The organism is Burkholderia sp. LMU1-1-1.1 (genome assembly GCF_040675865.1).
Lineage (GTDB): Bacteria > Pseudomonadota > Gammaproteobacteria > Burkholderiales > Burkholderiaceae_D > Rugamonas.
Genome location: NZ_JBEGHG010000002.1, coordinates 96053 through 116197 on the forward strand (window position 1 = coordinate 96053; position 20145 = coordinate 116197).

Here is a 20145-nt window from a genome sequence, read left to right on the forward strand (position 1 = left end):
ATGACCGTACGTGAAATCCTGAAAATGGGCGATCCGCGCCTGCTGCGCGTGGCCGAACCGGTGACCGAATTCGGCACGCCGGAGATGAACCAGCTGATCGCCGACATGTTCGACACCATGCACGCGGCCAATGGCGCCGGCCTGGCGGCACCGCAGATCGGCGTCAACCTGCAGCTTGTGATCTACGGTTTCAAGCAAAATCCGCGTTATCCGGACGCGCCGCAGGTGCCGGAAACGGTGTTGATCAATCCCGTCCTGACGCCGCTGTCGGACGAAAAGGAAGAGGGCTTCGAAGGCTGCCTCTCGGTGCCGGGGCTGCGCGGCAGCGTGCCGCGTTGGACCAAGCTGCGCTACGAAGGCGTGGACCAGTTCAACCAGCCGATCTCGCGCGACGTGGACGGCTTCCACGCGCGCGTGGTGCAGCATGAAGTCGACCACCTGCTCGGCGTGCTGTACCCGATGCGCATCACCGACTTCTCCAAGTTCGGTTTCACCGAAGTGATGTTCCCCGACCTCGATCCCAACGACGACGATTGACTACCTTTGTTGTCCGGCGCCGTCGCCGCGATGACTGTTAGTTGGCGTACGCGAGCATGGTGCGGCTTCGTCTATGATATGAAACCAGATCATTATTCAAATAACTATAAACCATGCCACAATTCTCGTTCCAACAAAAAGTATTCCTGGCCCTGCTGGGCATGGTCACCATCGCCTTCGTATGGATACTGGCGCCTTATGGCGGGGCCATCTTCTGGGGCGTCGTGCTGGCGATCCTGTTCGCGCCGATCTATCGCTGGCTGCTGCAAAGAACCCGGAACAAGGCCAACCTCGCCTCGCTGTTGACGCTGCTATTGATCACCGTGATCGTCATCCTGCCGCTGACCTTGGTGTCCATATCGATCGTCAACCAGGCCGCCTCGGTGGTCGAGATGGTGCGCTCCGGTGAAATCACGGTGGCCATGTTCTTCAACAAGATCATGGCCGCGCTGCCGAACTGGCTGATCTCGCTGCTCGACCGCTTCCACTTGACCAGCCTGGCGTATCTGCAGGACAAGCTCACCGAGGTGGCGTCGCAAGTGAGCCAGGAGGTGGCCAAGCGCGCCATCAATGCCGGGCTGTACACGTTCGATTTCCTGACCAGCCTGTGTATTTTGCTGTACCTGCTGTTCTTCCTGCTGCGCGACGGCGACAAGCTGTCCAAGCGCATCAAGGAAGCCGTCCCGCTGAGCCCCAAGTACAAGCAGCGCCTGTTCCTCAATTTCACGACCGTGATCCGCGCCACCGTCAAGGGCAACATCCTGGTCGCCATCGCCCAGGGCGCGCTGGGTGGACTGATCTTCTGGTTCCTCGACGTGCGCGCGCCGGTGCTGTGGGGCGTGCTGATGGCCTTCCTGTCGTTGCTGCCGGCCATCGGCGCGGCCATCGTTTGGGCGCCGGTTGCGATCTATTTCCTGGCGACGGGCGAGGTGTGGCAGGGCGTCACCCTGGCCGCGTTCGGCGTGTTCGTCATCGGCCTGGTCGACAACTTCCTGCGCCCTGTGCTGGTCGGCCAGGACACCAAGATGCCCGATTACGTGGTGCTGCTGTCGACCGTCGGCGGCATGGCCTTGTTCGGGCTGAACGGCTTCGTCATCGGCCCGGTGATCGCGGCGCTGTTCATCGCGGCGTGGGATTTGTTCGCGACGGCCACCGAGTTTCATACCGAGTGAGTCCCACGCAAGAGAGCGTGTCCGAATGTCAGACTTGACCCCGCGGTTGGTTCAGCTTCTCCCTGCGGAGCTACCCACGTTGCGGAGTGAAAGGTTGGTCCTGCGGGCCATGGAGGATGACGACGCGGGGGCGCTGCTCGATCTGTATGGCGACCCGCTCGTCATGCGATATACGGATGAGCCACCTTTTCCGGACCTGGAGACGGTCGCGCTCATGCTCGCGAGCGTGCGGCGGCTGCTTGCCCATGGGGAGTCGCTGGAGTGGGCCGTCGTCTTGCGCGACGGCCCACTGATCGGAACTTGCGGCCTTCACAGCTTCGATCCGGCACAGCGGACTGCCGAGGTCGGGTTCATGCTAACGCCGGCCGCCTGGGGGCGCGGCCACATGGCGGAAGCGATCGGCCTGTTGACGTGTTTCGCTAAAGACGATTTGCGGTTGCGACGTTTGACGGCGGATGTGGCCAGCGAGAACCACCGGGCGCAGCGGTTCTTAAAAAAGCTGGGCTACACGCTCGGCCCCGTCGGAATGTTGTCCATCGATCTGGGTTAGCGCCCGTACGAAAGCCTGAATCTGTGCAGGGTATAGTCATCCCATGCCTCCTCCGAACAAGTATCCCAGCACGCCCGACGGCCGCTACTTCATCGTCAACGGCCGGCTTTGGCGCATGAGTAATCCCAACCTCGCGCCCGAGGAGCGCCAGCGGCTGGTCGATCTCCTGATGCAGGCGCGCAGGCAGGTCGGCGCGGCCGTGAAGGCTGGCGACGCCGAAGCGGAACGCCTCGCCCGCGCCGCCGTCGATGAGGCCAAGCGCGCCTTGGGCGAGCGCGGCCCGGTATGGTGGACCGACGGCGCGCCTGATTTCAACCGGCGAGCTGTCGCGAATACGCCTTACGCGCAACAGGTGCTTCCCCGTCGTCCAGCCTGAACACGCCGACCACGCGCGCGAGGTTGGCGGCCTGCGTTTCGAGCGCGTCGGCGGCCGCTGCCGCCTGCTCGACCAGCGCGGCGTTTTGTTGCGTCACCGCGTCCATGGTGCCGATGGCCGCGTTGACCTGCTCGATCCCGGATGTCTGCGCCGCGCTGGCGCTCGAGATCTCGCTCATGATATCGGTCACCCGCTTGACGCTGTCGACGATGTCCAGCATCGTCGCGCCGGCTTCGTTGACCAGTTTGGTGCCGGTGTCGATCTTGTCGACCGAGTCGCCGATCAAGGTTTTGATTTCCTTGGCGGCGGCCGCCGAGCGTTGCGCCAGGTTGCGCACCTCGCTGGCGACGACCGCGAAGCCGCGACCCTGTTCACCGGCGCGCGCCGCCTCCACGGCGGCGTTGAGCGCGAGGATGTTGGTCTGGAACGCGATGCCGTCGATGACGCCGATGATGTCGACGATCCGCTTCGACGACGCGTTGATCGAGCTCATCGTTGTAACCACTTCCGCCACCACGTCGCCGCCCTTGACGGCCACCTGCGACGCCGACAACGCCAACTGGTTGGCCTGGTGCGCATGTTCGGCGTTTTTCTTCACGGTGCCGGTCAACTCCTCCATCGACGAAGTGGTTTCTTCGAGCGTGCCGGCCTGCTGCTCGGTGCGGCCGGACAGGTCCAGATTACCCGCCGCGATCTCGGCCGACGCCTGCGCGATGGTCTTGCTGCCGGCGCGCACCTGACCGATGATGTCGACCAGGCTGTCGCGCATGACGCGCATCGCGTGCAGCAGGCTGCCTCGGTCGCCCGCCTTGGTGTCGATGACGACGGCCAGGTTGCCGGCGGCGATGCTGCCGACGATGTCGGCCGCGTACGACGGTTCGCCGCCCAGTTCCCGCAGCAGGCCGCGGCTGATGCGCCAGGCCGCGAACATGCCGACCGCGATGGCGATGGCGCAGAGCATCAGCATGAAGAAAAAGAAGCTGGCCGCCACGTGGCGCGCCTGTGCCGCTTCCTCCCGGCTCATCTTTTCCTCCAGGTCGATCATGGTGTTGATCGAGGCCAGCCAGTCGACGAACGCCGGCGCGGCCTTCGTTTGCAATACGGTGGTGGCCTCGGCGATGTTGTCGGCCTTGCGCAGCGCGATCACCTGATTCAGCAGCGCCACGGTCCGGGTCTCGCTGGCCTTGACGCCGGCCAGCGCGGCGCGTTCTTCCGGCGTCAAATCGGTGGCGGTGGCGAAGAGCTGGTCGAGCGGCGTGGCCGATTGCGCGTAGGCGTCGGCCAACTTGGCGATCTTATCGAGCTCGATCTGCAAGGCGGCCGCGTCGGCGGCCAGCACGACGTCGCGCGCGGCGATCGAGCGGTCGTGCACGCTGCCACGGAAATTGATGGCGTAGCGCTGCTTGACGTTGTTGACGTCGCTGATATGGGTGAGCATGCGGTCGATGCTCGACACCCGGCCGATGCCCAGGCCGGTAAGGGCTATCATCAGCACGAACACGGCGCCGAAACCCATCGCCAGACGCGTGCCGATCTTCATTCCCTTGAACTTCATGATGTCCTCTGTTGCAGTTGTTGTATGGATAACGACTGTTATTATTGTCGCACGGCAATTTACGACTGTAACACAGCCGGTTTATTATTGCTTGAGGGTAAAATATTTGGAGGTGGGGCGGCGGGCGGGTACAGCCAGACCTGCGGTCAAGCGCGCTGGCATTCGGGCACTTGCGGCGGGGATGCCGTCAGTCCTGCTCCGCGCCCAGCAGGTCGCGGGCGTTCAGCAGCGCGTAGATGATCTCGGGATGCTGGCCGAAGCAACGGCGTATCGCGGCGGGAATGTTTTCGCGGGTGCGCCGGCACAGGCCGGGCTGCTCGGCCAGTTTGATCTGTAAGCCCATCACGGTGCGCACGCCGTTGGCGCTGGGCGTGATCGTCAGGCGGATGCCCAGCAGTTCCTGCATGCGCTGCTCGATGCGGCCCAGCGCTTCGTAGCTGTCGATCGCCTCGATGCGGGCGATCAGCGCTTTTTCCTCTTCGCGCGTCAGCCGCAGCACGCGGATGTCGGTCTGGCCGTCGCGCTCCCACGCGTCCAGCAGCTCGCCATGCCGGCATTCGCAGGCGCCGGGCGGGCACTCTTTGCGGATGGGAAATGGCAGGGCAGGGGACATGGGCGGACTCGCGGTATCGGGAAGTAGATTCTACCCCGAAGGCCGGGCCCGCGCGAGCGAAGCGGAACCCGGCAACCGCTTCTTCACCCGGCCTGCAGACGTTGTTGTAACAGCGCCAGCACCGCCGCTTCCTCCGGACGCAGCTCGTGCAGGTCTTCCTTCAACTCCTCCTTGGCGCGCTGGCGCAGCGCCGTCAGCATCGTGCCGTCGAGGTAGGACTCGATCACCGCCGGATGCACATAGCACTTGCGGCAAATGGTCGGCGTGTTGCCGAGTTTTTTGGCCACCGATTCGATGGCCTGCACGATGTTCTTCTTGGCCTGCGCCTCCGAGTCGTACTTTTCATATTCCAGCAGCGCGACCGCCGCCAGCACGGTGCCCGACCAGGTGCGGAAGTCCTTGGCGGTGTAGTCCTCGCCGGCGATCGATTGCAGATACTCGTTGACGTCGGCCGAGCCCACCGTGTGCGGATTGCCGTCGTCGTCGACGTACTGGAACAATTCCTGGCCCGGCAGGTCCAGCGTGCGGCGGATGGTGTTGGCCAGCCGGCGGTCCTGGACCTGGACGGTGTGGTTGACGCCGCTCTTGCCGCGGAAGCGGAACTCGACCTTGGTGCCGTCGAGCCGCACGTGGCGGTCGCGCAAGGTGGTCAGGCCGAACGACTTGTTCTCGCGCGCGTATTCCTCGTTCCCGATGCGCATCATGGTTGCCTCCAGCAGGTAGACGATGGTGGCGAGCACCTTTTCGCGCGGCAGGCCCGGCAGTTTGAGCGCGGTGTCGACGGCCTTGCGGATGGCCGGCAGCGCCTTGCCGAATTTGAGCATGCGCTCGTACTTCGATTCGTCGCGCAGCGAACGCCAGCGCGGATGGTAGCGGTACTGCTTGCGGCCGCGCGCGTCACGGCCCGTCGCCTGCAGGTGGCCCAGCGGCTGTTTGCAGATCCAGACGTCGGTCCAGGCGGGCGGTATCACCAGCGATTTGATGCGCGCGAGCGTGTCGGCGTCCTTGACCGGGTGGCCGTCGGCGTCGACGTAGTAAAAGGTCTTGCCGCGCTTGCGGCGCGCGATGCCGGGCTGGTAGTCGTGCACGTAGCGCAGGCCGGCCGATTTGGCCGCCGCCGAGGCTTGCGCCGTCGCTTCGGCCGTCGCAGGTGCGGCGGCCGGCGTGTTTGCCGCTGGGTGATCGCGCTTCATCGCTGTCCTCGTCTATGCAGGTTAGGAAGAATCCTACCTCTTGAAACAGGGCAACGATGTGCGATAACGCACGCTTTAATCCATGCGCTTGAGGCGCTGGCCGACGATGCTCCATTTGCACGGCTCGCCGTCGACGGTGCCGCACAACACCCAGCCGGTGCCGATCTTTTCGACACCGATTTCGCACTCGAGTTCCTTGGCGAGTTTCTCGGCCCAGCCGCGCGCGGCGCCTTGGCCTTTGAACAGTTCGTTGCCCTCGTAGATCACGGTGGCGTCGAAGACGGGGGCGGCAAAGATGGTCATGGTGGTCTTTCGTTCGGATCTGAAAGCGCGATTGTGCCACGATTGCGTCATTAATTCGCCGGCCTTGCGATTGGCGCGCGCATGTCCCACCTTTACCACTACGTCATTCGACGTATTCCCCGCGTTACCCCCGCTGGCTAAAGTTGCAACATTAGTTCAACAACAGTCCAACCAAGGGGAAACACGATGCGTCTGAAACGGGGAAGCCAGCAATTGCTGGTGGCGGCGGTGGCGGCGGTGGCGGCGGGTATATCCAACCCGGCCTGCGCCGGCGCGACGATCAACATGGGCGACGACAAGTCGGTCAGCGTCGGCTTCGGCCTGCGCGAGAGCTTCACCAGCGCCGAAGACGCGGCGCCCAACGGCAGCGGGCGCTCGCAGGACTTCAATCTGGACAGCGGCCGCCTGTACTTCGGCGCCTCGCTGAACAAGAACATCAAGGGCATGTTCAACACCGAGTGGGACGGCGACAAGATCCGCGTGCTCGACGCCGCCGGCCAGTTCGCCATCTCCCCCGAATTCAATATCTGGGCCGGCCGCCTGCTGTCGCCGAGCGACCGCGCCAACATGGCCGGGCCGTACTACTCGATGGGCGGCGGCTACTGGGCCGGCGTGGCCTCGCGCTACGGCTACAACGGCGGCATCTTCCGCGGCCGCGACGACGGCGTCGTCGTCTGGGGCAATGTCGCCGACGGCAAGCTCGGTTACTCCTTCGGCGCTTTCGAGGGCCACACCTTCGGCATCGGTTCGCTGACGCAGTCGCAGGCCAAGGCGGCCGGCGTCAACGCCGACGATTCGCTGATGTACGCGGGGCGCCTGCAGTACGACTTCTGGGACGCGGAACCGGGTTACTACGGCACCGGCAATTTCCTTGGCAACGCCGACATCCTGTCGATCGGCGTGGCGGGACGCTACCAGAAGGACGGCATCCTGACCGTCGCCAAGAGCGGCAAATACAGCTCCTACAACGTCGACTTCCTGATGGAGAAGCGTATCAAGGGCTCCGGCGCGGTGGCGGTGGAAGCGGCCTACTACGACTATGACACCGACAACATCATCCTGGCGGAGCAGGGCAACGCCTATTCGGCTGGCGTGTCCTACATCTTCGACCAGAAGCTCGGCTGGGGCAAGGTCCAGCCGTTCGCCCGCTGGCAGAAGTTCTCCGCCGATACCAACATCGATACCAGACAAATCGACGCCGGCGTGAACTACATCATCGACGGCTACAACGCGCAAATCAGCGCCGTGTACTCGAAGACCAAGGTCACCAGCGTGGCCAGCCAGGACAAGTTCTCGGTCACTTTGCAGCTGCAATATTAATCTCGTTATCCACGGAGCTATCACATGCAAAATCGTCGCAATTTCATCGGCACCATCAGCCGCATCGCCGCCGCCACGTCCCTGCTGGCCGCCGGTGTGAATGTTTATGCAGCCGACACCATCAAGGTCGGCATCCTGCACTCGCTGTCCGGCACCATGGCCATCTCCGAGACGTCGCTCAAGGACGTCGCCTTGATGACCATCGACGAGATCAACGCCAAGGGCGGCGTGATGGGCAAGAAGCTCGAGGCGGTGGTGGTCGATCCGGCCTCCAACTGGCCGCTGTTCGCCGAAAAGGCGCGCGGCCTGATCGCCCAGGACAAGGTGGCCGTCGTCTTCGGCTGCTGGACCTCGGTGTCGCGCAAATCGGTGCTGCCGGTGTTTAAAGAGTTGAATAGCCTGTTGTTCTACCCGGTGCAGTACGAGGGCGAGGAACTGGAAAAGAACGTCTTCTACACCGGCGCGGCGCCGAACCAGCAGGCGATTCCCGCCGTTGAATACCTGATGAGCAAGGACGGCGGCGGCGCCAAGCGCTTCGTGCTGCTGGGGACCGACTACGTCTATCCACGCACCACCAACAAGATCCTGCGCGCTTTCCTGAAAAGCAAAGGCGTGAAGGATAGCGATATCGACGAGGTGTACACCCCGTTCGGCCATTCCGATTACCAGACCATTGTCGCCAACATCAAGAAGTTCTCGGCGGGCGGCAAGACGGCCGTGATCTCGACCATCAACGGCGACTCCAACGTGCCGTTCTACAAAGAGCTGGGCAACGCCGGCCTGAAGGCGACCGACGTACCGGTGGTGGCGTTCTCGGTGGGCGAAGAGGAACTGCGCGGCGTCGATACCAAGCCGTTGCTGGGCCACTTGGCGGCATGGAACTACTTCGAGTCGGTGAAGAACCCGGTCAACACGGACTTCATCAAGAAGTGGAAGGCCTACGCCGTCGCCAAGAAGCTGCCGAACGCGAAAACCGTGGTCACCAACGATCCGATGGAAGCGACCTACGTTGGCATCCATATGTGGGCGCAGGCGGTGGAGAAGGCCAAGTCGACCGACACCGACAAGGTGATCGCGGCGATGGGCGGCCAGACCTTCAAGGCGCCTTCGGGCTTCACCTTGACGATGGACGCCACCAACCACCACCTGCACAAGCCGGTGTTCATTGGCGAGATCCGCGCCGACGGCCAGTTCAATGTCGTGTGGAAAACGCCAGGTCCGGTGCGCGCGCAGCCTTGGAGCCCGTACATCCCTGGTAACGAGGGTAAGCAGAAGCTGTAATCGGTCGAAGGCCGGCCACCGTCCGGTGGCCGGCCGGCTTCATATGAGGAATGTATCTTGAAAAAACTCCTGCTTATCGCCGCGCTGCTGCTCTCCGGCGCGGCACAGGCGGCCATCGACAGCGCCTTGCTGGCGCCATTGACGGGCGACGACGCCGACGCCCGCATCGCGGCGGTCGGCCAGATCGGCGCCCTGGCCAATGACGACGCCACCCGCCTGCTGATGGCGATGAAAAACGGCGACGCCTACGCGACGCCCGAAGGCCAGGTATTGATCGTCACCGACGACAAGGCCTACAACCCCGCCACCGGCGCCACCGGGCCGCTGCCCGAGGGGATCGATGGTCTGATGATCAACAACCGTCTGCGCGGCGCCATCGACGACGCGCTGTCGGCGCTCAAACTCCTTTCCCCCGACCGCACCGAACGCCTCGCGGCGGTCACCGAGCTGCAAAAAAGCGTGACCCTGGCGCAGGCGCCGCTGATCGAAAAAGCGCTGGCCAAGGAAACCGACGCCGACATCCGCCCCTTGCTGCAACTGGTCGCGGCGACCGCCAACCTGCAATCGCCGGACGCCGCCAAGCGCAAAAGCGCGGTGGAGGCGCTGGCCGATAGCAGCAACGCCAACCTGCGCCCGGCGCTGCAAACCATGCTGACCAAGAATGCGGACGGCACGCCGGCCGAGCCGGATGAAGGCGTCCGTGTCGCCGCGGCGCGCACGCTCGCCGCCATCGACAGCCGCTTGGCGCGCACAGAATTTATCGGCAATGTCTTCTACGGCATCTCGCTCGGCAGCGTGCTGCTGCTGACGGCGCTGGGCCTGGCCATCACCTTCGGCCTGATGGGCATCATCAACATGGCGCACGGCGAGCTGCTCATGATAGGCGCCTACACCACCTATCTGTGCCAGACGGCTTTCCGCCAGTACTTCCCGTCGGCGGTGGACGCCTACCTGATCGCCGCGCTGCCGGCCGCCTTCCTGGTGACGGCGGCGGTGGGTGTGGCGATGGAGCGCACCGTGATCCGCTGGCTCTACGGCCGTCCGCTCGAGACGCTGCTGGCCACCTGGGGCATCAGCCTGATACTGATGCAGGGCGTGCGCACCATCTTCGGCGCGCAGAACGTCGAAGTGGCCAATCCATCCTGGATGTCGGGCGGCGTGACGGTGCTGGGCAACCTGGTGCTGGCCTACAACCGCATCGCCATCATCGTCTTCGCCATGATCGTGGTGGCGGGCGTGTGGCTGATCCTGAACAAGACGCGACTGGGATTGTTCGTGCGCGCCGTGATGCAGAACCGCCGCATGGCCGGCTGCGTGGGCGTCTCCACCGCCAAGATCGACATGATGACCTTCGGCCTGGGCTCCGGCATCGCCGGCCTGGGCGGGGTGGCGCTGTCGCAGCTTGGTAATGTGGGACCGGACCTGGGCCAGGGCTACATCGTCGATTCGTTCATGGTGGTGGTGCTGGGCGGCGTCGGCCAACTGGCCGGCACCATCATCGCCGCGATCGGCCTGGGCGAGGCCAATAAATTCCTTGAGCCGGTGGCCGGCGCGGTGCTGGCCAAGATCGCCATCCTGATCTTCATCATCATCTTTATCCAGAAGCGGCCGCAGGGTCTGTTCGCCATGAAAGGCAGGAGTGCCGAATGATTCATAACTCTTTATTTTCGCGCCGGGCGTGGAGCGGCATCGTCGCGACCTGCGTGGTGTTGGCGGCGCTGCCGTTGCTTAACCTGGTTTTCCCGGACGGCCACGCGCTGCACGTGCCAAGCTACATGGTTAGCCTGATCGGAAAATTCATGTGCTACGCGCTGGCCGCCCTGGCGCTGGACATGGTGTGGGGTTATGCCGGCATCCTGTCGCTGGGCCACGGCGTGTTCTTCGCGCTGGGCGCCTACGCGCACGGCATGTACCTGATGCGTGCCATCGGCAGGGACGGCGTGTACCAGAGCGAGCTGCCGGACTTCATGGTCTTCCTCGACTGGAAAACCTATCCGTGGTACTGGACCGCGACCGACAGCTTCTGGTACTGCCTGGCGCTGGTGGTGCTGGTGCCGGGCGTGCTGGCCTTCGTGTTCGGCTTCTTCGCTTTCCGCTCGCGCATCAAGGGCGTGTACTTCTCGATCATCACGCAGGCGATGACGTATGCCTTTATGCTGCTGTTCTTCCGTAACGACACCGGCTTTGGCGGTAACAACGGCTTCACCGACTTCAAGCGCATTCTCGGATATTCGATCAGCGCGCCCGGCACCAAGGCGACCTTGTATCTGGTGACCTTGGCGGTGCTGGTCGGCTCGCTGCTGCTGTGCCGCGCGATCGTGCGGTCCAAGCTGGGAAGGGTGTTGCAGGCGGTGCGCGATTCGGAGTCGCGTCTGATGTTCATCGGGTATAACCCGCTGTGGTTCAAGTTGTTCGTCTGGACGCTGTCGGCGGTGCTGTGCGGGATCGCCGGCGCCTTGTATGTGCCGCAGGTGGGCATCATCAACCCGTCCGAGATGTCGCCGGCGAATTCGATAGAGATGGTGATCTGGGCCGCCGTCGGCGGGCGCGGCACGTTGATCGGTCCCATCATCGGCGCGTTCTCGGTCAATGGGTTGAAAAGCTGGTTCACCGGCGCCTTCCCGGACCTGTGGCTGTTCGCGCTGGGGTTGATATTCATTTTAGTGACGCGCTATCTGCCGCAGGGCATCGCCGGCCTGGCGGCGCGTTGGGGCAACGGTTCGGGCAAGGTCGAGGAGGAGGCGGCATGAGCGGAAACGAGAGCTATGACCGCGTTGCAGTGGAGGGACTGGATACGACGCACGGCGCGATCCTGTACCTGGAGGAGATCACGGTGTCGTTCGACGGCTTCCGGGCGCTGAATAAACTGAGCCTGGATATCTCGGTCGGGGAGCTGCGGTGCATCATCGGGCCTAACGGCGCCGGCAAGACGACGATGATGGACGTTATCACCGGCAAGACGCGGCCGACGTCCGGCACCGCCTACTTCGGCCAGACCATGGATTTGAGCCGCATGACCGAGTACCAGATCGCCCACGCCGGCATCGGCCGCAAGTTCCAGCGTCCGACCATCTTCGAGCAGCACACGGTGTTCGAGAACCTGGAATTGGCGATGAAGACCGACAAGCGGGTGCGGCCCACGTTGTTCGCGCGCTTGAACTCCGAGCAGCATGGCAAGATCGACGAGATACTCAAACTGATACGCCTGAATGGCAGCGAGGCGCGGCTGGCCGGCCTGCTGTCGCATGGCCAGAAGCAGTGGCTGGAGATCGGCATGCTGCTGATGCAGGAGCCGCAGCTGATTTTGCTCGACGAGCCGGTGGCCGGCATGTCCGACGCCGAGACGGCGCGCACGGCGGAACTGCTGAACGAATTGCGCGGCAAGCATTCGATCATGGTGGTCGAGCATGACATGGCGTTCGTCACGGAGATCGCGCAGCAGGGCGTGGTGACGGTGCTGCACGAGGGCTCGGTGCTGGCGCAGGGGACGATGGCGCAGGTGCAGTCCGACGAGCGGGTGATCGAAGTCTATCTGGGACGCTGAAGAATATGCTGCAAGTTGAAAAAATCAATCAGTACTACGGTTCCTCGCATACCTTGCGGGGCGTGTCGCTGGAGCTGGAGCGCGGCAAGTGCATGGCGCTGTTGGGCCGCAATGGCGTGGGCAAGACCACGCTGTTGAAGTGCCTGATGGGCGTGTTGCCGGTGTCGGCGGGCAGCGTGAAGCTGGAGGGGCGCGACATCACGCGCATGGCGCCGCACCAGCGGGCGCGCGCCGGCATCGCCTACGTGCCGCAGGGCCGGGAGATCTTCGCGCGCTTGACGGTGGAGGAGAACCTGTTGATGGGGCTCGCCACGCACAGTGGCAAGAAGGCGAGTGTGATCAAGGGCGAGGTGTATGAGCTGTTCCCGGTGCTGAAGGATATGCTGCACCGGCGCGGCGGCGATCTGTCCGGCGGCCAGCAGCAGCAATTGGCGATCGCGCGGGCTTTGCTGGCGGAGCCGAAGTTGATCATTCTCGACGAGCCGACCGAGGGTATTCAGCCGTCGATCATCAAGGACATCGGCAACGTGATCCGGCTGCTGCGCCAGCGCGGCGACATGGCGATTCTGCTGTGCGAGCAGTATTTCGATTTCGCGTACGAGTTGGCGGACCAGTTCATGGTGCTGTCGCGCGGCGAGGTCGTGGCCTCCGGCGCGCAGGCGACGATGAACGATCCGGACGTCAAGCGCCATCTGGCGGTGTAATTTTTAACCCGGTACGGCGGGGTCGGACCCAACGGGTCCGACCCCAGGGATCAGCGCCGTGCGGGTTCGAAATGGGTATCACCTCGACAGCAAATACGCCGCCATATCGCGTGCGTCCGATTCGGTCACGTCCATCGCCGGCATCGCCGTTTGCGGATTGATTTGTCGCGGATCGCGTATCCACCGCGCCAGGTTGGCGGCGCTGTTGGGAAGGTGCCCGGCGATGTACTTGCGTGCCGCCAGATCCTTGAGCGGCGGGCCGACGAAGGTGTCCGGACCGGTCACGCCCGGAATCACATGGCACGCGTTGCAGCCATATTGGCTCAGCGCGAGCCGTCCGCGCGCGGCGTCGGCGTGGCCGCGCTCCGGCCGTGGCGCGCGCGGCTGCGCGCCGGCCTGTTTGGTCACCTCCGCATAGGCCTGCGGCGATAGCTCCGGCAGCGCGACCAGAAATCCGACCACCGCCCACAAATCCTCGTCGGCCAGATGGAATTCCCACGCCGGCATGCCGCTCATCTTGATGCCGTGGCGGGTAATCCAATACAGCTCATTCGGACGCCAGCGGCGCGAGGCGTCGGCCAGAGGCCCCGGCACCGGCTGCATGCTTTTGCCGATGTCGTCCTGGGCGACACCTGGCGCGCCATGGCAGACGACGCAGTTGTCACGATATAGTCCGGCCCCGCGCAGCAAGGCCGGCGACGACACCACGCCGGTCGATGCCGCCCGCGTCTTGGCCTGTACCACGTACGCCGGCGTTTGAACGTCCCGCGCGTGGTGTTGTACCGATTCGCGCATGCCCTGTTCGAGCACGGTGTGCACCGGCTGGAAGTGCAGCTTGGTCGAGGAGATGTCGTAATAGCCGCCGAAAAAAACCACCGCCCCGACGGCGGCGCCCAGCGCCCCCAGCGTAGCCAACGTGGCGGCGACGGAGATCAAAACGAGTCGTCGGCGGTGCATCGTCATCGTTCGATCCCTTCGCCGAACGGGCCGACAGCGCCCGTACTGGCTGGTGTTCTGTTGAAAATAGCGAAATGATATGTTTCTTGTATTATAGCCATTCGACAGGCTTGAGCAGGTTCCAATCGTGCGCGTCCTTCACCTCTCCCTACTGGCCTTGTTGGCCACGTTGGCCGCTTGCGACACCGGCGAGCAGGCGCGTTCGCCCGTGCCGGGCACCGACGCGGGGCGCGGCAAACTGCTGCTGGCGCAGTACCAATGCGGGTCCTGCCACCAGATACCCGGCGTGGCGGCCGCGCGCGGCACGCTCGGCCCGGCGCTGGAAAGTTATGGCCGGCGCAGTTATATCGCCGGCCAGATTCCCAATCATCCCGACGCGCTGGCGCGCTGGATCGTCGATCCGGCGTCCATGAAGCCCGGCACCGCGATGCCGGCCATGGGCGTGTCGGCCGCCGACGCCCGCGACATGGCGGCTTACTTGTACGCGTTGCCATGAGCGCGGACATGAGCGCCACCGCGTGGCTGCAATCGGCCCTGCACCCCGCCGGGCCGGATGCCGCCGTCATCGCGCAGCTGACGTGGGTGCTGTTCATCGGCGGCACGCTGCTGTTTATCGGTGTGATGGTCTTGTGCGCGTTGAGCCTTCGCGGTGGCCGTACGGTGCGGCCGATGGCCTGGATCGTTGGCGGCGGTGTGCTGCTGCCACTGGTGCTGCTGTCGGCGTTGCTGGTGTTCGGCACCTGGCGCAGCGCCCAATTGAGCCGGCCGACATCCCAGCACGCGATCAAGATTTCGGTGATAGCGCACATGTGGTGGTGGGAGGTGCGCTACACCGATCCTGCCGGCAGCCAGGACATTGTGCTGGCCAACGAGATCCGCGTGCCGCTCGGACAGCCGGTATATCTGGGGTTGAGCAGCGCCGACGTGATACACAGCTTCTGGGTGCCGGCGCTGGCGGGCAAGGTGGACATGGTGCCGGGCCGCGTGCACGGCATGACGCTGCAGGCGGATCGCGCCGGCGTGTATCGCGCGCAGTGCGCCGAATACTGCGGCGAGCAGCACGCGCGCATGGCCTTGCACGTCGTCGCGCAGTCGCCGTCCGAATTTACCGCCTGGCTGGCGGCGCAGGCGCGGCCGGCCGGAATCGTGGTGCACGGGGGCGAGGTCGAACAAGGGCGGCGCGCCTTCGACGAACAGCGTTGCGCCGCTTGCCATACGATACGTGCGGGGACAACGACGGACAACGGTGGCGCCGCTTTGGGCCCGGACCTGACGCACGTCGGCAGCCGCCTGTATCTGGGCGCAGGCACCTTGCGCAACGGGCAGGGCGCTCTGGCGGCGTGGATCGCCGACCCGCACGTCGCCAAGCCGGGTGTGCGCATGCCCGCCAGCGCCGACATGGACGGCGCCACCCTGCGCGCGCTGGCCGCATATCTGGAGCAGCTCAAATGACGGTGGTACGCGACGATCTCCCCAGCTCCCTGCCACGGCCGGCGGGGGAGCTCGAGCAACTTGAACGGGTTTGGCGCACGCCGCGCGGGCTGGCTTTCCTCACCACGGTCAACAACACCAATATCGGGCTGCTGTACATCGGCACCGCGCTGCTGTTCTTCATCCTCGCCGGCATCCTGGGACTGATGATCAGGGCGCAGCTGGCGGTGCCCGAGAACGCGCTGCTCAGCGCCGGCACCTACAACCAGGTGTTCACCATGCACGGCACGGTGATGATGTTCCTGTTCGCGATACCGGTGGTCGAGGCGATCGCCGTGTTCCTGTTGCCCGGCATGCTGGGCGCGCGCGACCTGCCGTTCCCGCGCCTGTCGGCCTACGCGTTCTGGGCCTACGCGGTGGGCGGCATCGGCTTTTTCCTCAGCCTGTTCTGGGGACTGGCGCCGGACGGCGGCTGGTTCATGTATCCGCCGTTGACGGGCAAGGAGTATTCGCCCGGCCTGAACGCCGATTTCTGGCTGCTGGGCATAGGCTTCATCGAGATTTCGGCGATCGCCGGCGCCATCGAGCTGATAGTCGGCATACTGTTTACGCGCGCGCCGGGCATGACCTTGGGCCGCATGCCGGTGTACGCGTGGGCCATGCTGGTGGTGGCCGTGATGATCGTGTTCGCGTTCCCGGCGGTGATCGCCGGCACCACGTTGCTTGAGCTGGAGCGCGCCTACGACTGGCCGTTCTTCATTCCGGCGCGCGGCGGCGACCCGCTGCTGTGGCAGCACCTGTTCTGGTTCTTCGGCCACCCCGAGGTGTATATCATCTTCCTGCCGGCGGCGGGCATGGTCTCGACGATGATCCCGGCGCTGGCCGGCACGCCGCTGGTGGGGCACCGCTCGATCGTCGCCGCGCTGGTGGCGGTTGGCTTCTTCAGTTTCGCGCTATGGGCGCATCATATGTTCACCGCCGGTCTGGGACTGCTGGAAACAAGTCTGGTGTCGGCGGCCAGCATGGCGGTGGCGATACCGACCGGCGTGCAGGTGTTCGCGTGGATCGCCACGCTGTGGCGCGGCCGGGTGCGCATCAACGCGCCGACCCTGTTCCTGCTCGGCTTCATGTTCATCTTCGTGCTGGGCGGCCTGACCGGCGTGATGGTGGCGGTGCTGCCGTTCGACTGGCAGGTGCACGACACTTATTTCATCGTCGCGCACCTGCACTATGTGCTGATCGGCGGCCTGGTGTTTCCGATGTTCGCGGCGCTGTATTACTGGATGCCGCTGGTGAACGGCAACCGCATGTCGGAGCCGGTCGCGCGCTGGGTGTTCGGGCTGATGTTCGGCGGGATGAACCTGGCGTTCTTCCCGATGCATATCACCGGTTTGCTGGGCATGCCGCGCCGGGTGTACACCTACTCGCCGGAGATGGGGTGGGATCTTCTGAATCTGTTGTCGAGCGTGGGCGCCTTCGCGCTGGCGCTGGGCGTGCTGGTGTTTATCGTCGACGCGGTGCGCACGCTGCGCCGGCCGGAGCGCGAGCATGGCAATCCGTGGCGCGCGTCCACGCTCGAATGGCTGCCGGCCGACGATTACGCCACGCGCAGCATTCCGCAGGTGGAGTCGCGCGAGCCGCTGTGGGATCGTCCGCAACTGGCGCAAGAGGTGGAAGAGGGCGCGCACTGGCTGCCGGGCACCGCGACCGGGCGGCGCGAGTCCATCGTCACCAGCCCGGTGGACGCGCGCCCGCTGTATTTGCTGGTGCTGCCGGGCGACAGCTGGTGGCCGTTCGCCGCCGCCGTCGGCACGGCCGGCTTCTTCCTGCTGTTGACGATCAAAATGACCTTGGTCGCTTGGGCCTGCGGGATCGTGGCGGTGGCCTCGGTGCTGGCGTGGATGTGGCAGTCCGACAGGCCGCCGGCGCAGCGCACCGCCAAGGTGTCGGACCACGTCGCGCTGCCGGTCGGCGTCACCGGCACGGCCTCGCATTCGTGGTGGGGGACCGTCATCATGCTGGTGGTGGACGGCACCATCTTCGCCTCCTTCCTGTTCGCCCATATCCACATATCGATGCGGCTGGAGGTCTGTCCGCCGCCGGGCAGCCGCCTGCCCGAACCGTTTTGGCCGCTGTTGTCGTGCGGCCTGCTGCTGGCAGGGTCGCTGCTGATCGAATGGACCCGGCGCAGCGCGGCGTCGCCGGCCAGGCAGGGCCGGGGGCAGGGTTGGCAGCGGCTGGCGATCGCGCTGGCGTTGACGTGCATGTTGGCCTCCTTCGGACTCGATCTGCGCGGCCAGATGTTGGCGGGGCTTGATCCCACATCCCATGCCTGGGGCGCGACCGTGGCGGCGATGCTGGCCTATCAGGGCTTGCACGCGGTGTTGTTGTTCATCCTCGCGTGCTATCTGTTGGCCCGCTCATGGACCGGCAGGTTGACGCCGTCCGGCCGCGCGACGCTGGACAACTGCGCGCTGGTGTGGCACTACGCCACCCTGCAAGGGTTCGTTATCGCGGCGGCGGTGCAGTGGTTGCCCAAGTTGATGGAGTGATCATGCGCACCCAGGACCGGCTTTTCAGCAAAATGACACTAGCGGTGGCCCCGCTGCTAGTTTGGGCGGCACACTTCTTTTTTTGCTATGCGTGGACGGCGGCTGCCTGCCAGCGCGGTGGCGATCCCGCCATGGTGCTGGGCGTGGCGTCGGTGCTGGCGTTGGGCGCGTCGGCGCTGCTGCTGGCGCGCGCGTTGCGGCGGGTATGTCGCGCACCGCAGCCTGTGCGTCTGATCGTCTGGATCCATTTCGCGTCGGCGGCGCTGGCGCTGGCGGCCATTCTGTGGACCTGCGTGCCGATGCTGATGCTGGAGATGTGCACCGGGCCGTGAGCCGGTAGGTGTTTACTCAGGCCGCCGGCGGGGCAAAGCTTTGTGACAAAGCGCGTATCTTTTCTGTTAAATATTGTGCTACATTGCCTTGTTTTCTTTTCCGAGCGGCGCCAGCGCCGCGTCGTCACATGCAAGCAAAGCATTCGCTGTACGCGTTCCTGTTGTTGATGTTCGCGCTGTTCGCACTGTATTTTTATTCCAGCTTTCCTCGGTACACGGGAGCGGCGGCGGCTCATCGGCCGGCGGACGCCTGGTTGGCCAATCCCCGCGCGATTCGTCATGCGCCATCCAGCGATCCGGCGGAAGCGGATCTTCCCGCCGCAGGAGCGGGTGTGCCGCTGGCGGCTCAAATCGATCTTCTGATATCCACCGGGTCGCCGGCCGATGCGCTGCGTGCTTACTGGCTGGTGCAGGCCTGCGTCGATATCGCGGAAAAGGGCACGCTGCTGAAGGAGGACGCGCAAAGCCAAACGCATTTGCGTGGTTTGACCGACGAGGAGTACCGGGCGCAGACAGCGCTTTGCGCCGGGATGACGGAGCGCATCAAGATGTCGCGTCTTGACCATATTGCGATCGCTGCCAGGGCGGGGGTGGGCGGCGCGGACGACGCGTTCCTGCGTGCCGGTCCTTTCGGCGACCGCGGCGCGCTGAAGACGCGGCCTGGCGATCCGTTGGTGAAGGCGTGGCGTGTCGAGGCCGAGCAGCTGCTGACGGCGCACGCCGAGGCGGGCGACATGTTAAGCATGCTGACACTGATGCAGGAATACAGCGGCCATGGGGAGACGCTGGACGCCGATCCGGCGCTTGCGCTGCGCTACACTTATGCGGTGAGCGAAATCTTCGATCGCATGTTGAGTCGGAGCGACCCGAAGTTCCCCAATCCGTACAAGGCGGAGGTGGAGCGGGCTTTGAGGGGGGAGCTGTCGACGGAGCAGGTGACCACGGCGATCGCCGCCGGCAAGGACATGGCGGAGAAGGCTGCGGAGCTGCAGGCGAAGAATCGCGCGGACGCGGGCCGGTGACAGCCGCGCAACTGCTCGGATAAGGCCCCGGACGATGAGCAAGAAAAATACTTCAAGTGATGTCGGTGCCGAATTGCTGGCGGGTTGGCTGGCAGCGCGTTCGATCGCGCGCGGCCTGCCATTGCCCGTTCCCGAAAGGGGCGGACTGCGCGTCGACACGGGATCGGCCATCGAAGTGAGACGCTATGTGTTCGCGGGGCCATCGCCGGAAATACGCGAGCTGGCCATGTCGATCACGACTCCGCGCATCTTCATTAAAATGCTCGGGTCTGCGGAACGCCTGTTGGAACTCGTGGCGCCCATGTGGCAATTGCAGCCAGGCGCCTATGTGATGATCCACGACGGCAGAGCGGATGCGCGGCCAGCCTTGTCCCTCGGATATCGGCTGGAACTGGCCACCGAAGGCTTTGTTACCTTGGCGCGCATTGTTACCGCTGATGGCGACTTGGCCGCCAGCGGCTACGCGGCCGAATATGGCGGGATGTTCATCTTTGACCGCATCATCGTCGAGGAGGCGCATCAGCGGCGGGGGCTGGGGAGGGCGATGATGGCGGCGCTGGGTTCCGCGCAACGCTCGGGCGCCGCGCGGCGCGTGCTTGTGGCAACCGACGCCGGTCGCGCGCTGTATTCGACGCTGGGCTGGACTGCTATTTCTCCTTATTCCACGGTGGTGATTTAGTGCCGGTGTCCTGCATTGGATAAA

At 64.7% G+C, this 20145-nt stretch carries 21 protein-coding genes; 16 read left to right on the forward strand and 5 right to left on the reverse strand.

Translation table 11 applies throughout. The annotated features are described in order from the left end of the window. The 4 genes from def to MRBLMU1_RS02825 all read left to right on the forward strand — a co-directional run bounded on the left by def (position 1) and on the right by MRBLMU1_RS02825 (position 2635). Complete coding sequence (gene def / locus MRBLMU1_RS02810; RefSeq protein ID WP_363496707.1) at positions 1–537, forward strand: peptide deformylase; 537 nt, start codon at positions 1–3, stop codon at positions 535–537. A 113-nt stretch (positions 538–650) separates the two neighbouring features. After that, a complete protein-coding gene (locus MRBLMU1_RS02815) occupies positions 651–1709 on the forward strand; it encodes an AI-2E family transporter (RefSeq protein WP_363496710.1) in 1059 nt (352 codons plus the stop codon). Between the two features lie 25 nt (positions 1710–1734). Continuing rightward, complete coding sequence (locus MRBLMU1_RS02820) at positions 1735–2259, forward strand: GNAT family N-acetyltransferase (RefSeq protein ID WP_363496713.1); 525 nt, start codon at positions 1735–1737, stop codon at positions 2257–2259. 43 nt (positions 2260–2302) lie between these two features. Further along, entirely contained in the window at positions 2303–2635 is a 333-nt protein-coding gene (locus MRBLMU1_RS02825) for a hypothetical protein (protein WP_363496716.1), read from the forward strand. Here the strand turns inward: MRBLMU1_RS02825 and MRBLMU1_RS02830 are convergent. The 4 genes from MRBLMU1_RS02830 to MRBLMU1_RS02845 form a co-directional block, all read right to left on the reverse strand. Then, positions 2571–4190, reverse strand: a complete 1620-nt coding sequence (locus tag MRBLMU1_RS02830) for a methyl-accepting chemotaxis protein (protein ID WP_363496719.1) — start codon at positions 4188–4190, stop codon at positions 2571–2573. The genes MRBLMU1_RS02825 and MRBLMU1_RS02830 overlap by 65 nt on opposite strands. Before the next feature lie 187 nt (positions 4191–4377). Then, a complete protein-coding gene (locus MRBLMU1_RS02835; protein ID WP_363496722.1) occupies positions 4378–4803 on the reverse strand; it encodes a hypothetical protein in 426 nt (141 codons plus the stop codon). 83 nt (positions 4804–4886) lie between these two features. Then, positions 4887–5996 (reverse strand): DNA topoisomerase IB, encoded by a 1110-nt coding sequence (locus MRBLMU1_RS02840; protein ID WP_363496725.1) that lies wholly within the window; start codon positions 5994–5996, stop codon positions 4887–4889. 75 nt (positions 5997–6071) lie between these two features. Further along, positions 6072–6299 carry a hypothetical protein gene (locus MRBLMU1_RS02845; protein WP_363496728.1) on the reverse strand — a complete coding sequence of 76 codons (228 nt, stop codon included), beginning with the start codon at positions 6297–6299 and terminating at the stop codon, positions 6072–6074. Positions 6300–6485: 186 nt separating this feature from the next. On the opposite strand from MRBLMU1_RS02845, the gene MRBLMU1_RS02850 reads away from it, so the two are divergent. Genes MRBLMU1_RS02850 through urtE form a run of 6 tightly spaced genes read left to right on the forward strand, consistent with a single transcriptional unit; the run spans position 6486 to position 13148 of the window. Continuing rightward, a complete protein-coding gene (locus MRBLMU1_RS02850; protein ID WP_363496731.1) occupies positions 6486–7619 on the forward strand; it encodes a porin in 1134 nt (377 codons plus the stop codon). Between the two features lie 24 nt (positions 7620–7643). Next, positions 7644–8900, forward strand: coding sequence for an urea ABC transporter substrate-binding protein (urtA, locus tag MRBLMU1_RS02855; RefSeq protein WP_363496734.1), 1257 nt, complete (start codon positions 7644–7646; stop codon positions 8898–8900). 57 nt (positions 8901–8957) lie between these two features. Beyond that, positions 8958–10550, forward strand: a complete 1593-nt coding sequence (urtB, locus tag MRBLMU1_RS02860) for an urea ABC transporter permease subunit UrtB (RefSeq protein WP_363496737.1) — start codon at positions 8958–8960, stop codon at positions 10548–10550. Next, positions 10547–11650: an urea ABC transporter permease subunit UrtC gene (gene urtC, locus MRBLMU1_RS02865; RefSeq protein ID WP_363496740.1), complete on the forward strand. Its 1104-nt coding sequence runs from the start codon at positions 10547–10549 to the stop codon at positions 11648–11650. The genes urtB and urtC overlap by 4 nt, the downstream gene beginning before the upstream one ends. Beyond that, a complete protein-coding gene (gene urtD / locus MRBLMU1_RS02870; protein ID WP_363496743.1) occupies positions 11647–12444 on the forward strand; it encodes an urea ABC transporter ATP-binding protein UrtD in 798 nt (265 codons plus the stop codon). The genes urtC and urtD overlap by 4 nt, the downstream gene beginning before the upstream one ends. Positions 12445–12449: 5 nt before the next feature. Continuing rightward, on the forward strand, positions 12450–13148 hold the full coding sequence (urtE, locus tag MRBLMU1_RS02875) for an urea ABC transporter ATP-binding subunit UrtE (RefSeq protein ID WP_363496746.1): 699 nt from the start codon (positions 12450–12452) through the stop codon (positions 13146–13148). 78 nt (positions 13149–13226) lie between these two features. Here urtE and MRBLMU1_RS02880 read toward each other — a convergent pair whose 3' ends face one another. Next, positions 13227–14111, reverse strand: a complete 885-nt coding sequence (locus MRBLMU1_RS02880) for a c-type cytochrome (RefSeq protein WP_363496749.1) — start codon at positions 14109–14111, stop codon at positions 13227–13229. Between the two features lie 121 nt (positions 14112–14232). On the opposite strand from MRBLMU1_RS02880, the gene MRBLMU1_RS02885 reads away from it, so the two are divergent. From MRBLMU1_RS02885 to MRBLMU1_RS02910, 6 genes are all read left to right on the forward strand, one after another. Next, positions 14233–14601, forward strand: a complete 369-nt coding sequence (locus MRBLMU1_RS02885; RefSeq protein ID WP_363496752.1) for a c-type cytochrome — start codon at positions 14233–14235, stop codon at positions 14599–14601. Positions 14602–14609: 8 nt separating this feature from the next. Next, entirely contained in the window at positions 14610–15557 is a 948-nt protein-coding gene (locus tag MRBLMU1_RS02890; protein WP_363496755.1) for a cytochrome c oxidase subunit II, read from the forward strand. After that, on the forward strand, positions 15554–18088 hold the full coding sequence (gene ctaD / locus MRBLMU1_RS02895; RefSeq protein ID WP_363496758.1) for a cytochrome c oxidase subunit I: 2535 nt from the start codon (positions 15554–15556) through the stop codon (positions 18086–18088). The genes MRBLMU1_RS02890 and ctaD overlap by 4 nt, the downstream gene beginning before the upstream one ends. A 2-nt stretch (positions 18089–18090) precedes the next feature. Next, positions 18091–18420, forward strand: a complete 330-nt coding sequence (locus MRBLMU1_RS02900) for a hypothetical protein (RefSeq protein WP_363496760.1) — start codon at positions 18091–18093, stop codon at positions 18418–18420. A gap of 128 nt (positions 18421–18548) precedes the next feature. After that, positions 18549–19442: a hypothetical protein gene (locus MRBLMU1_RS02905; protein WP_363496763.1), complete on the forward strand. Its 894-nt coding sequence runs from the start codon at positions 18549–18551 to the stop codon at positions 19440–19442. A gap of 34 nt (positions 19443–19476) precedes the next feature. Next, positions 19477–20121 carry a GNAT family N-acetyltransferase gene (locus MRBLMU1_RS02910; RefSeq protein ID WP_363496766.1) on the forward strand — a complete coding sequence of 215 codons (645 nt, stop codon included), beginning with the start codon at positions 19477–19479 and terminating at the stop codon, positions 20119–20121. Positions 20122–20145: the final 24 nt, after the last annotated feature.

Bases quoted from the DNA above. Each gene is read 5' to 3' on its own strand.
- def (WP_363496707.1), top strand. From the start codon at position 1: ATGACCGTACGTGAAATCCTGAAAATGGGCGATCCGCGCCTGCTGCGC.
- MRBLMU1_RS02815 (WP_363496710.1), top strand. From the start codon at position 651: ATGCCACAATTCTCGTTCCAACAAAAAGTATTCCTGGCCCTGCTGGGC.
- MRBLMU1_RS02820 (WP_363496713.1), top strand. From the start codon at position 1,735: ATGTCAGACTTGACCCCGCGGTTGGTTCAGCTTCTCCCTGCGGAGCTA.
- MRBLMU1_RS02825 (WP_363496716.1), top strand. From the start codon at position 2,303: ATGCCTCCTCCGAACAAGTATCCCAGCACGCCCGACGGCCGCTACTTC.
- MRBLMU1_RS02830 (WP_363496719.1), bottom strand. From the start codon at position 4,190: ATGAAGTTCAAGGGAATGAAGATCGGCACGCGTCTGGCGATGGGTTTC.
- MRBLMU1_RS02835 (WP_363496722.1), bottom strand. From the start codon at position 4,803: ATGTCCCCTGCCCTGCCATTTCCCATCCGCAAAGAGTGCCCGCCCGGC.
- MRBLMU1_RS02840 (WP_363496725.1), bottom strand. From the start codon at position 5,996: ATGAAGCGCGATCACCCAGCGGCAAACACGCCGGCCGCCGCACCTGCG.
- MRBLMU1_RS02845 (WP_363496728.1), bottom strand. From the start codon at position 6,299: ATGACCATCTTTGCCGCCCCCGTCTTCGACGCCACCGTGATCTACGAG.
- MRBLMU1_RS02850 (WP_363496731.1), top strand. From the start codon at position 6,486: ATGCGTCTGAAACGGGGAAGCCAGCAATTGCTGGTGGCGGCGGTGGCG.
- urtA (WP_363496734.1), top strand. From the start codon at position 7,644: ATGCAAAATCGTCGCAATTTCATCGGCACCATCAGCCGCATCGCCGCC.
- urtC (WP_363496740.1), top strand. From the start codon at position 10,547: ATGATTCATAACTCTTTATTTTCGCGCCGGGCGTGGAGCGGCATCGTC.
- urtD (WP_363496743.1), top strand. From the start codon at position 11,647: ATGAGCGGAAACGAGAGCTATGACCGCGTTGCAGTGGAGGGACTGGAT.
- urtE (WP_363496746.1), top strand. From the start codon at position 12,450: ATGCTGCAAGTTGAAAAAATCAATCAGTACTACGGTTCCTCGCATACC.
- MRBLMU1_RS02880 (WP_363496749.1), bottom strand. From the start codon at position 14,111: ATGACGATGCACCGCCGACGACTCGTTTTGATCTCCGTCGCCGCCACG.
- MRBLMU1_RS02890 (WP_363496755.1), top strand. From the start codon at position 14,610: ATGAGCGCCACCGCGTGGCTGCAATCGGCCCTGCACCCCGCCGGGCCG.
- ctaD (WP_363496758.1), top strand. From the start codon at position 15,554: ATGACGGTGGTACGCGACGATCTCCCCAGCTCCCTGCCACGGCCGGCG.
- MRBLMU1_RS02900 (WP_363496760.1), top strand. From the start codon at position 18,091: ATGCGCACCCAGGACCGGCTTTTCAGCAAAATGACACTAGCGGTGGCC.
- MRBLMU1_RS02905 (WP_363496763.1), top strand. From the start codon at position 18,549: ATGCAAGCAAAGCATTCGCTGTACGCGTTCCTGTTGTTGATGTTCGCG.
- MRBLMU1_RS02910 (WP_363496766.1), top strand. From the start codon at position 19,477: ATGAGCAAGAAAAATACTTCAAGTGATGTCGGTGCCGAATTGCTGGCG.